Genomic DNA, 11,889 nt, shown 5'->3' with positions numbered 1-11,889 from the left:
CGAGACTGAGCAAGAACTACTGGTGAGCGGAGTTAGGCCGGCGTGGGCCGGCCGATTGCGAGCGGAAGCCCTATGTTTGTCCAGAGAGCCGCGAGAGCAACCTGGATGGGCGTCAAAAGGGCTGCGAGGGTACATCGGCAAGTAGCAACCGCCTTGGCGAGCGCGGCCAGAAACGCGTCGAAGCCCAGGATGTTGAGCACGCGGGTGAAGTTGTAGCAGAGCGCCATCAGGCTCCACTCGCCGCGGACCTTGTCGAAGCCGCGGACCAGGAAATGACGATAGCCGGCACGGCATTTGAGCGTGCCAAACGGATGCTCGACGATGCCAAAGCGACGGCGCATCACCTCGCCCGCGCCCTGCATCCGCGCGCGATGACGTTCGAGAACGTCTTCATGCTCCCAGCGACCGATCGTCCGGTAGGCCGCGTTCGAGCCAAGGCAACGGATCTTGAGCGGGCAGGTCCTGCAGATCGCTCCGCGCGCCGCGTAGCGGATCTCGACGCGGCCACTGGTGTTCTTCTGCCTGCTCTTCATCGGATGTAGCTGATGGCCGCCGGGACAATGATAGGTGTCGGATACGCCATCATAGTTGAAGTCCTTGAGGGCGAAGCGGCCTTGCTTCTCGAGCCGGGCGCTGCCCTCCGGCACCGGCACATAGGCCGTGATGCCATCGTCCTCACAGGCCTTCAGTTCGCGGCTGCTGTAATAGCCCTCGTCTGCCAGCACCTGCAGGGTCTTGACCTCGAGGGCTTCCTTTGCCGCGATGGCCATCGCATGTAGCTGGCCGACATCGCTGCTGTCGTTCACCACCTCGCTGGCGACAATGAGCTTGTGCTTGTCGTCGACGGCGGTCTGCACGTTGTAGCCTGCGACCCCCTGGCCGCTCTTGACCAGAAGTCGGGCATCCGGATCGGTCAGGGACAACTGCGTCTCGCCATTCTCTTCCAACCGAGCAAGATCGGCTTGTGCGCGCGAGCGCTTCGCCATCAGTGCCGCGACCTTCGCGCCAAGGTCACCACCACCTGCGCCGCCACCATCGGAGCCATCCTGGCCTGGCTTCCTGGCTTCCGCGGCGTCATTGTCCTCAAGGGACTTGCCGTAGGCCTCGATCTCCTGATCGAGCTTTCCGATCTGATCGGCAAGCCTCTTGCGCGTAAAGATGCTGGCCTTGCTGGCGTCGCCATGGAAGAACGAGCCGTCAATCGCAACAACGCTGCCGCCGACAAGACCGAGTTCGCGCATCAGCAGCACGAAGCTGCGGTTGGCCGCCTTCAGAGCCACCCAGTTCTCCTTGCGGAAGTTGCCGATCGTCCGATAACCCGGCTTCAGATTCTTCAGCAGCCAGATCAGTTCCAGATTGCGGCAGGCCTCCCGCTCCAACCGGCGCGACGACCTGATCTGGTTGATGTAGCCGTAAAGGTAGAGCTTCAGCAGATCGGCTGGATCGTACGGCGGTTGACCGACCCCTTCGGCCTTGCGATCCGCATGGCGAAAGCCGAGCTTGGCAAGGTCGAGCACACGAACGAAGCTCTCGATCGCCCGGACCGGGTTGTCCGCCCCGACATAATCCTCAATCCGAGCAGGAAGCAGGCTGGCCTGGTCGCGGCTCTCGCCGCTCTTGAATGTCCGATTCGTCATGAACAGAATCGTACATCAACTTCCCAAAATGCCGAGTTCTTGCTCAGTCTCGACGTGTCAAGCCGCTTTTCCGAGTGCCGGTGCCCGCCTGCTCCTTTGCATGGGGTTGTTTTCGATATTTTGAGCGCGCGTATCCGGGTAAGGCTAATAGGTCGCGCGACCGCCGGAGATGTCGAACACCGCGCCGGTCGAGAAGGCGCAGTCCGCGGACGACAGCCACGCCACCATCGAAGCGAGCTCTTCGACCAGCACGAAGCGGCCCTTTGGGATCTTCGACAGCATGAAGTCGATATGCTGCTGCGTCATCTGATCGAAGATCGCGGTCTTCGCCGCGGCCGGCGTCACCGCGTTGACCAGGATGTCGTGGTGCGCGAGCTCCTTGCCGAGCGATTTTGTGAGTGCGATCAGGCCGGCCTTCGACGACGAGTAGTGCGCGGCGTTCGGGTTGCCTTCCTTGCCGGCGATCGAGGCGATGTTGACGATGCGGCCGTATTTCTGGCCGATCATGCTGGGCACGATCGACTTGCAGCAGATGAAGGGGCCCTCGAGATTGATGCGCATCACCCTGCGCCAGTCGTCGAGATCGGTTTCCCAGACCGGCTTGTTGGCTCCGGTGATGCCGGCATTGTTGACGAGGATATCGATCTTGCCGAACGCTCTCAGTGTTTGATCGCGCGCGGCGTCCACGGCGGCGGGGTCGGCGACGTCGGTCTTGATCGCGATCACGCTCTCGCCGATCGCTGTCGCGGTCTTCTCGGCCAGCGGCTGGTCGAAATCCCAGATCGCGACCTTCGCCCCGGATGCGACGAAGCGTTCGGTGATCGCGCGGCCGAAGCCCTGCGCGCCTCCGGTGACGACGGCGCAGCGGCCGTTGAGATCGATCTTGTTCATGTCAGGTGTCCCCCACTCAAAGCGTCCAGCCGCCGTCGATCACATGCGCGACGCCGGTGGTGAACGCGCTCTCGTCACTGGCCAGATAGACCGCGAGCGCGGCGATCTCGTCCGCGGTGCCGAGCCGGCCCATCGGCTGGCGCGCGATGAACATCTCGCGTCCCTGCGGGCCGGCAGCCGCGGCGCGCTCCAGCATCGAGGGCGTCTCGATGGTGCCCGGGCATATGCAGTTGCAGCGGATGCCTTTGGTGATGAAATCGGCTGCGACCGAACGGGTCAGCGCCGCGACCGCCGCCTTGGTCGCGCTGTAGACATAGCGGTTCGGCGCCGCCTTCACCGCGCCTGCGGCGGAGGAAATGTTGACGATGGACGCTCCGCCCTGCGCCAGCATGCCCGGCAGGAAGGCGCGTGTGGTGCGGTGCATCGACTTGACGTTGAGGTCGAAGGAGAAATCCCAGTCCGCATCCGAGCAGTCGAGCGCGGTGCCGTGATGCACGAAGCCCGCAGCATTGAGCAGGATGTCGGTCCGGCCGGCGCGCTTGGCCATGGCCTCCACTGCTGCGGTGTCGCGCACGTCGAGCTTCGCGACTTCTGCGACGCCGTCCTTCTTGAGCTGCGCGAGCTTGTCCTCGTCGATATCGGTCGCGAACACGGTCGCGCCCTCGCGGGCAAAGGCCAGCGCGCAGGCGCGCCCGATGCCGACGGCGGCTGCGGTTACGAATGCGCGTTTGCCCTTCAAGCGGTCAGACATGAAAGTCTCCTTGGCATTTGTCTTGAGTGTAACGTCATTGCGAGCGAAGCGAAGCAATCCATTCCTCCACACGTGGAGCTATGGATTGCTTCGTCGCTTCGCTCCTCGCAATGACGGCGGCGAAGTCAGTGATTGTCCCGCGCGACGCCCATCTTTCCGGCGATGTCCTGATAGCGCGTGGCGAGCTCGAGACAAGCGCCGGTCGCATGCTGGCCGACGGTCTGCCGGTAGAGCTCCTGCCACGGCGTCTGGTTCGCCGGATGCGGGAAGCCGCCCTTGGCCTTGAGTTCAGCGCGACGCGTCCGCAACTCATCCTCCGAGATCAGGATGTTGGCGCTGCCCTTGTTGAGGTCGATGCGGACCTTGTCGCCGGTCCGGAGGATCGCGAGCCCGCCGTCGGCGGCTGCTTCCGGCGAGGCGTTGAGGATCGACGGCGAGCCTGAGGTGCCGGACTGCCGGCCGTCGCCGATGCAGGGCAGGGACAGGATGCCGCGTTTGATCAGCGCCGCCGGCGGCTGCATGTTCACGACCTCGGCGCCGCCGGGATAGCCGATCGGGCCGGTGCCGCGGATGAACAGCACGCAGTGCTCGTCAATGTTGAGCGCGGGATCCTCGATCCGCTCGTGATAATCCTCCGGGCCCTCGAACACGATGGCGCGGCCCTCGAAAGCGTTGATGTCCTTCGGGTTGGAGAGGTAGCGGTCGCGGAACTCCTTGGAGATCACGCTGGTCTTCATGATCGCGGAATCGAACAGATTGCCACGCAGCACGATGAACCCGGCATCCTTCACCAAGGGCTTGTCGTAGCTCCAGATCACGTCGCTATCCGGGGCCGGCGCATCCTTGCAGTTCTCACCCATGGTGCGGCCGTTGACGGTAAGGGCGCCCTCATGGATCCGCTTGTGCTTGATCAATTCGCGCACCACCGACGGCACGCCGCCGGCGCGGTGATATTCCTCGCCGAGATAGAAGCCGGCCGGCTGCATGTTCACCAGCAGCGGCACGTCGTGGCCGTATTTCTGCCAGTCGTCGATCGAGAGCTCGACGCCGACATGGCGCGCCAGTGCATTGATGTGGATCGGCGCGTTGGTCGAGCCGCCGATCGCGGAGTTGACCACGATGCAGTTTTCGAACGCCTGGCGGGTCAGGAAGTCGGACGGCTTGAGGTCTTCCCAGACCATGTCGACGATGCGCTTTCCGGTCTCATAGGCAATCTGGCCACGCTCGCGATACGGCGCCGGGATCGCCGCGCAGCCCGGCAGCGAGAAGCCGAGCGCCTCAGCGAGCGAGTTCATGGTCGAGGCGGTACCCATGGTGTTGCAGTGACCAACCGACGGCGCGGAGGAGGCCACGATCTCGATGAACTGCTCATAATTGATCTCGCCCGCGGCGAGCCGTTCGCGCGCCTTCCACACCACCGTGCCGGAACCGGTGCGCTGGCCTTCGTGCCAGCCGTTCAGCATCGGGCCGCCCGACAGCACGATCGCAGGCAGATTGACGGTTGCCGCGGCCATCATGCAGGCTGGCGTGGTCTTGTCGCAGCCGGTGGTCAGCACCACGCCGTCGAGCGGATAGCCGAACAGGATCTCGACCAGGCCGAGATAGGCGAGGTTGCGGTCGAGCGCTGCGGTCGGGCGCTTGCCGGTTTCCTGGATCGGATGGGTCGGAAACTCCATCGCGATACCGCCGGCGGCGCGGATACCTTCGCGGACCCGGTGCGCCAGTTCGAGGTGATGCCGGTTGCAGGGCGACAGATCGTTGCCGGTCTGGGCGATGCCGATGATCGGCTTGCCCGACTGCAGTTCCTCACGCGTCAGCCCGTAATTGAGGTAGCGCTCGAGGTAGAGCGCGGTCATGCCCGGATTGTGCGGGTTGTTGAACCATTCCTGGGAGCGGAGTTTGCGGCCTTTGCCCTTGTGATCCTGGCCTGCGGCGCTGTGCCCGTTGGTGTGGGGTTTTGTCATTGGTTTCTCCCGCAATGCAAACTCGTATCGGCTCGTTCAAGAGCTCTGATGTCGATGTTGTTTCTACCTTGCGCAAATTGTCGCGCATTACAAACCCGGCGATCACGAGCAGATGTGATCGTGATCGGAATTGGATCTTAGTTGAAGAGTTTTGGTTGCGCTATCATTTTGTCATTTTTGCCTCTTCGTGACGGATTGTTATCAGGCAGATATTAGCTACGGCGTGCAGAGCTTTGCCGTTCCATGATACTGAAGCCGAGGTCGATCACCGACTCGGCCGGGCGGCGTCCGTCCAGCGTTTCCAGCACCATCATGGCAGCGTTCCTGCCCATTTCGTAGCGATTGGTACGCACGCTGCTCAGCGTCGGCACGCTCGACGCCATGAATTCGAGGTCGTTGAAGCCGACGATCGCTATCTGATCCGGCACCGCTACGTGCCGGCGCTTGCATTCGAACAGCGTGCCGAGCGCGAGATCGTCATTAACGCAGAACACGGCGTCGATCTCCGGGGCCTTGGCGAGCAGGTCGGCAAACAGCGTGCCGCCCAATGTCACCGAGGTGGGAATCGCCGTTGTGACAATCAGCCGTTCGTCGAACAGCCCAGCCTCGCTCATGGTGGATCGATAGCCGTCGAGCCGCCGCTGCACCCGCGGGTCCATCCGCGCCCCGAGGAAACCGATCTGTCGGTATCCCCGGTCGAGCAGGTGGGAGATCGCGGCCTTTGCCGCGTCAAAATGCGAGAATCCGATCATCATGTCGACCGGCGCCGGGCCGGTCTCCATGATCTGGACGATCGGGCAATCGACCGATTCCATGATGGTGCGGGAATCCGCGGTCTGATTGATGCCGGTTACGATCAGGCCGGCGGGCTTCTGTGCCAGGAAGAGACGCAATAGCCGCTCTTCCTGCAGGATACTGTAGCGGGTGTTGGCGAGCTGGATGCTGTAACGGCTGCCGTCGAGTGCGTCGTAGATGCCGCGCAGCACGTCGGCGAACACGTTGTTGGTCAAGGACGGGATCAGGACACCGATCACCTCGGTGCGTTGCGATGCAAGCGCCCGCGCGGCCAGATTGGGCACATAGCCGAGTTCTTTTGCCGCACTCTCGACCCGGGCGCGTTTTCCGACCGAGAGAGCCTCGGGATTTCTGAAGAAGCGCGACGCGGTGATGGGACTGACGCCGGCGAGCTTGGCGACTTCGGCGAGCCGGATCTTGCCTGGCGTGATGCGCTTTCGGGCCATTTGCCGCTCATATCACAGGCTGTGCATCGGACAAACCGATATTGACAGCGCTACCAAGCGATTGCTAATCGAACGATTGCCAAACCCGGACAAACTGCGGACAATGACATCAGTCCAATCGGGCGTCGCGAAAGCGAAGCCGGTCGAAAAAGCAGAGCGGTCGCGGCATCCGTCGTACGCCGCCGGGAACTCGAGGGAGGGAAGTGGATGTCGTCGGTCCAGATTCGCGACGTGCGGAAATCGTTTGGCAATTTTGAAGTCCTGCACGGCGTGACGATCCCGATCGAGGACGGCGAATTCGTCGTTCTGGTCGGTCCCTCCGGCTGCGGCAAGTCGACCCTGCTGCGCATGCTGGCCGGGCTCGAGAACATCACCTCAGGCACGATCTCGATCGGCGACCGCGTCGTCAACAATGTCCAGCCCAAAGAGCGCGACATTGCGATGGTGTTCCAGAACTATGCGCTCTATCCGCACATGACCGTCGCCGACAATATGGGCTTCTCGCTCAAGCTGCGCGGCGCCAAGGCCGACGAGATTTCGACCGGCGTCAAGCGCGCTGCGGAAATCCTGGCGCTGACGCCGCTGCTCGATCGCTATCCCCGCCAGCTGTCCGGCGGCCAGCGGCAGCGCGTCGCGATGGGCCGTGCCATCGTGCGTGATCCGCAGGTGTTCCTGTTCGACGAGCCGCTGTCGAACCTCGACGCCAAGCTGCGCGTTGCGATGCGCACCGAGATCAAAGAATTGCATCAGCGCCTGCGCACCACGACCGTCTACGTCACCCACGACCAGATCGAGGCCATGACCATGGCCGACAAGATCGTGGTGATGCATGACGGCATCGTCGAGCAGATGGGCTCGCCGCTCGAGCTCTACGATACGCCGGCGAACCAGTTCGTCGCCGGTTTCATCGGCTCGCCTGCAATGAATTTCCTCAAGGGCAACGTCAAGGCGAACGGCGCCGCCTATTTTGAGGGGCCGAACGGCGTCAAATTGCCGTTGAAAACGGCCCCGGCCAATTCCGACGGCAAGCCGGCGGTCTATGGCGTGCGGCCCGAGCATTTCACCATCGCCGACGACGGCGCGGAGGCCGAGATTGTCGTGGTCGAGCCGACCGGCTCGGAGACCCAGGTGTTCGCCAAGCTCGGCGGCGAGCAGGTGGTCGCGGTGTTCCGCGAGCGGCATTTGTTCAATCCGGGCGACAAGGTTCGGCTCAAGCCCGATCCGACGCTGGTTCATCTGTTCGACGACGGGACAGGGAAGCGGCTCAATGGCTGACTGACTTGAAGTCTCGGTTCTGCTTGAATCAGAACCGAAGCTTCAGATGGTAACTTAGACACGTTTTCTTCTTTGCGCGAACCGGGAGCCACTTCGCTCGAAAACGCTCTGGTGATCTCAATGGCCGGCTAACAGGCCAGATCAAAAACAAAAACACTGTCATATGGGAGGGAAGCACGATGCACGATTTGACTCGCCGCTCGCTACTTCTGGGCGGCACTGCGCTGGCTGCAGCCGGTACGTTGACCGGGCCGGCGCTGCTCGATTTCGCCAAGGCCTGGGCGCAGACCGCGCCTTGGAAGGCGGAGCCCGGCGCCAAGCTCACCCTGATGCGCTGGAAGCGCTTCGTGCCCGCGGAGGACGATGCGTTCAACGCCATGGTTGCGGCGTTCAAGGCGGCGACCGGCACCGAGATGAACGTTTTCAGCGAGTCGTTCGAAGACGTGCAGCCCAAAGCGTCTGTTGCCGCGAACACCGGCTCAGGCCTGGATATGGCCTGGGGCCTGCACACGCTGCCGCAGCTGTTCCCGACCAAGGTCATCAAGATGAACGACGTTGCCGACTATCTCGGCAACAAATACGGCGGCTGGACCGACGCTGCCGCCAAGACCTGCAAGCAGGGCAACGATTGGCTCGGCATTCCCGTCGCGACCATCGGCGGTTACATGACCTACCGCAAGTCGGCGACCGATAAAGCGGGCTTCAAGGACTTCCCGAAGGACTTTCCGGGCTTCCTGGAAATGTGCAAGGCGATGAAGGCGAACAACACGCCCGCCGGATTCGCGCTCGGTCACGCGACCGGGGACGCGAACGCCTGGCTGTACTGGGTTCTCTGGGGCCACAACGCCTGGACCGTCGACAAGAACGACAAGGTCATCATCAACTCGCCGGAGACCGCGAAGGCGCTGGAGTATGCCAAGGCGCTTTCCGATACCTTCATTCCCGGCGTGGCCTCGTGGAACGATTCCTCGAATAACAAGGCGTTCCTCGCCGGCGACCTTTACTGCACCTCGAACGGCATCTCCATCTACGTCGCGGCAAAGGACGACCCGAGCAAGAAGGACCTGGCCGAAGACACCTATCACGCGCTCTGGCCGGTCGGACCGATCGGCAAGCCGACCGAGCTGCAGCTCGCGGTGCCGATCCTTGCCTTCAACTTCTGCAAATACCCCAATGCGGCAAAGGCGTTCATCGCGTTCATGCTGGAGAAGGAGAACTTCGAGAAATGGCTGTCCGGCGCGCGGGGCTATCTCACCCATACGCTGAACGCTTACGACTCGGCCCCGGTCTGGACCGCGGACCCGAAGAACGCGGTGTTCGCGGAGGCGAGCAAGCGGGCGCTGCCGGCGTCGGGCATCGGCACGCCCGGTGAGAAGGCCGCGACTGCGATCGCTGATTTCATCGTGGTTGACATGTTCGCCAACTACTGCACCGGCGCCAAGGACACCAAGACGGCCATCGCCGAGGCCGAGCGGCAGTTGAAGCGCATCTATCGCTGACGAGACTGGCGCGGGCGGCGCAATCCGCGGCCCGGGCCATCATTGGAATGCCATCGTTGGAATATTGCGTGGTCATGCTCAACCAGTTGAGCAACCGGGACATCGCCTATGGCTGACATCGCCCTTGCACCGAGACGCGCCAAGACCGAAATGCGCGAAGCGACCGCGTGGGATCAGCTCCGCCACAACAAGAACTGGCTCGGCTTCTGGTTCATGCTGCCGGCGATGGCGTTTCTGATCTTTTTCCTGGCCTATCCGCTGGGGCTCGGCGTCTGGCTGTCGTTCACGGATGCCCGGATCGGCCGGATCGGCCACTTCATCGGCACCGAGAACTACGAATGGCTCTGGGACGACGACATCTTCTGGCTGTCTGTCACCAACACGCTGCTCTACACTTTCGTGGCGAGCACGGTGAAATTCGCGGTCGGGCTCTATCTCGCGCTGCTGCTCAACGAGCGGATGCCGTTCAAGGCGCTGCTGCGCGCCGCGGTGCTGATCCCCTTTATCGTGCCGACCGTGCTGTCGGCATTGGCCTTCTGGTGGATCTTCGACTCCCAGTTCTCGATCATCTCCTGGTCGCTCAAGCATCTCGGCCTGATTACCCAGAACATCAACTTCCTCGGCGACACAACATGGGCGCGCATCTGCGTGATCTTCGCCAATATCTGGCGCGGAGTGCCGTTCGTCGCCATCACGCTTCTGGCGGGCCTGCAAACCGTCTCGCCGTCGCTCTACGAGGCGGCGACCCTGGACGGTGCGAGCTCCTGGCAGATGTTTCGCCACATCACTTACCCGCTGCTCACGCCGATCATCGCCGTCGTCATGACATTCTCGGTATTGTTCACCTTTACCGATTTCCAGCTCATCTGGGCGATGACGCGGGGCGGCCCGGTCAATGCGACGCATCTGATGGCGACCTTGTCCTATCAACGCGCGATCATCGGGGGACAGCTGGGTGAGGGGGCCGCGATCTCGAGCGCCATGATCCCGTTTCTGCTCGGCGCGATCATGATCTCCTGGTTCGGACTGCAGCGCAGGAAGTGGCAGCAGGGAGAGGGCAATGACTGACCTGCCCACCAGATCCATCAATCTCAAGGCCGTACTGTCGGGTTCAACGCCAACGGCCGATCATAGCGAGGGCATGAGCTACCTGCAGTCGGTGCCGCGGCGGATCGTGACGCTCTACATGCCGCTGTCGATCATCGTCGTCATCCTGCTGTTCCCGTTCTACTGGATGGCGCTGACTGCGGTGAAGCCGGACGACCAGCTGCTCGACCTCGACAAGTACAATCCGTTCTGGACCTGGAATCCGACCTTCAAGCACATCCACAAGCTCCTGTTCGAGAGCTACTATCCGCACTGGTTGTGGAACACGATGTATGTGGCTGTCGGCGCCACGGTGCTCTCGATCATCGCGAGCGTGCTTGCGGCTTATGCGATCGTGCGGCTGCGCTACAAGGGTGCGAACCTCGTCGGCGGGCTGATCTTCCTGGCCTATCTGGTGCCGCCGTCGATCCTGTTCATTCCGCTGGCGACCGTCGTGTTCCAGTACGGCCTGTTCGATTCACCGCTGGCGCTGATCCTGACCTATCCGACGATCCTGATCCCGTTCTCGACCTGGCTCTTGATGGGTTATTTCAAGACCATCCCGTTCGAGCTCGAGGAATGCGCGCTGATCGACGGTGCGAGCCGCTGGCAGATCCTGATCAAGATCGTGCTGCCGCTCGCCGTCCCCGGCCTGATCTCGGCCTTCATCTTCTGCTTCACGCTGTGCTGGAACGAGTTCATCTACGCGCTGACGTTCCTGCAATCGACCCCGAACAAGACGGTGCCGGTTGCGATCGTCAACGAATTCGTCGACGGCGACGTCTATCGCTGGGGTTCCCTGATGGCAGGGGCGCTATGCGGCTCGCTGCCGCTGGTTATCCTTTACGCGTTCTTCGTAGAGCATTATGTCTCCGCCATGACGGGAGCCGTGAAAGAGTGAGCACCTAAGGCCCCGCGTCTGAAGTTCAGGTCAACAGGAGTTGGGTCTTGCATATTCTGATCCTCGGCGCCGCCGGCATGGTCGGCCGCAAACTGACGGAACGTCTGCTGCGCGAAGGCCGTCTCGGCAAGCAAGACATCACCAAAATGACGCTGCAGGATGTGGTCGTGCCGGCCAAGCCGGCGAACGCCTCGATTCCGGTCAACGTCGTTGCCTCCGATTTCGCCGACGCAGGCGCGGCAGCGCCGCTGATCGCCGAGCGGCCCGAAGTGATCTTCCATCTCGCCGCGATCGTGTCGGGCGAGGCTGAGGCCGAGTTCGACAAGGGCTACCGGATCAATCTCGACGGCACCCGCCATCTGATCGACGCGATCCGCACCGTCGGCGGCGGCTACAGGCCGCGGCTCGTGTTCACGTCCTCGATCGCGGTGTTCGGCGCGCCGTTCCCGGAGAAGATCGGCGACGAGTTCTTCCACACGCCGCTGACCAGCTATGGCACGCAGAAGTCGATCTGCGAGCTCTTGATCAACGACTATACCCGCAAGGGCCTGCTCGACGGCATCTCGATCCGCCTGCCGACCATCTGCGTGCGGCCGGGCAAGCCGAACAAGGCGGCATCCGGGTTCTTCTCCAACATCCTCCGC

The 11,889-nt window shown here is 62.6% G+C and carries 10 protein-coding genes; 5 read left to right on the top strand and 5 right to left on the bottom strand.

Features of this window, described 5'->3' with window-relative positions; genetic code table 11:
- Nucleotides 1–32: 32 nt before the first annotated feature.
- The 5 genes from AS156_RS18455 to gntR all read right to left on the bottom strand — a co-directional run bounded on the left by AS156_RS18455 (nt 33) and on the right by gntR (nt 6,484).
- Nucleotides 33–1,637, bottom strand: a complete 1,605-nt coding sequence (locus tag AS156_RS18455; RefSeq protein WP_066498669.1) for an IS1182 family transposase — start codon at nt 1,635–1,637, stop codon at nt 33–35.
- Between the two features lie 144 nt (nt 1,638–1,781).
- Nucleotides 1,782–2,528 carry an SDR family NAD(P)-dependent oxidoreductase gene (locus tag AS156_RS18450; RefSeq protein ID WP_066507137.1) on the bottom strand — a complete coding sequence of 249 codons (747 nt, stop codon included), beginning with the start codon at nt 2,526–2,528 and terminating at the stop codon, nt 1,782–1,784.
- A 16-nt stretch (nt 2,529–2,544) separates the two neighbouring features.
- Nucleotides 2,545–3,279, bottom strand: coding sequence for an SDR family oxidoreductase (locus tag AS156_RS18445; RefSeq protein WP_066507157.1), 735 nt, complete (start codon nt 3,277–3,279; stop codon nt 2,545–2,547).
- 125 nt (nt 3,280–3,404) lie between these two features.
- On the bottom strand, nt 3,405–5,243 hold the full coding sequence (locus AS156_RS18440) for an IlvD/Edd family dehydratase (RefSeq protein ID WP_066507135.1): 1,839 nt from the start codon (nt 5,241–5,243) through the stop codon (nt 3,405–3,407).
- A gap of 212 nt (nt 5,244–5,455) precedes the next feature.
- Nucleotides 5,456–6,484 carry an HTH-type transcriptional regulator GntR gene (gene gntR, locus AS156_RS18435; protein WP_066507132.1) on the bottom strand — a complete coding sequence of 343 codons (1,029 nt, stop codon included), beginning with the start codon at nt 6,482–6,484 and terminating at the stop codon, nt 5,456–5,458.
- A gap of 207 nt (nt 6,485–6,691) precedes the next feature.
- Here gntR and AS156_RS18430 point away from each other — a divergent pair, with 207 nt between their 5' ends.
- From AS156_RS18430 to AS156_RS44575, 5 genes are all read left to right on the top strand, one after another.
- The gene (locus tag AS156_RS18430; RefSeq protein WP_066507129.1) at nt 6,692–7,759 is read left to right on the top strand and encodes an ABC transporter ATP-binding protein; all 1,068 of its coding nucleotides are present in this window, start codon (nt 6,692–6,694) and stop codon (nt 7,757–7,759) included.
- 179 nt (nt 7,760–7,938) lie between these two features.
- Nucleotides 7,939–9,258, top strand: coding sequence for an ABC transporter substrate-binding protein (locus tag AS156_RS18425; protein WP_066507126.1), 1,320 nt, complete (start codon nt 7,939–7,941; stop codon nt 9,256–9,258).
- Between the two features lie 108 nt (nt 9,259–9,366).
- Nucleotides 9,367–10,326, top strand: a complete 960-nt coding sequence (locus tag AS156_RS18420) for a carbohydrate ABC transporter permease (RefSeq protein ID WP_082747580.1) — start codon at nt 9,367–9,369, stop codon at nt 10,324–10,326.
- Nucleotides 10,319–11,245: a carbohydrate ABC transporter permease gene (locus AS156_RS18415; protein WP_066507123.1), complete on the top strand. Its 927-nt coding sequence runs from the start codon at nt 10,319–10,321 to the stop codon at nt 11,243–11,245. The genes AS156_RS18420 and AS156_RS18415 overlap by 8 nt, the downstream gene beginning before the upstream one ends.
- Before the next feature lie 47 nt (nt 11,246–11,292).
- The coding region (locus AS156_RS44575; protein WP_245312935.1) for an NAD-dependent epimerase/dehydratase family protein at nt 11,293–11,889 on the top strand (597 nt) is incomplete at its 3' end.

The sequence above is a fragment of the Bradyrhizobium macuxiense genome, from assembly GCF_001542415.1.
GTDB lineage: Bacteria > Pseudomonadota > Alphaproteobacteria > Rhizobiales > Xanthobacteraceae > Bradyrhizobium > Bradyrhizobium macuxiense.
Note: the sequence above shows the minus strand (reverse complement) of the source record. Positions and strands in the feature narration are given on the sequence as shown.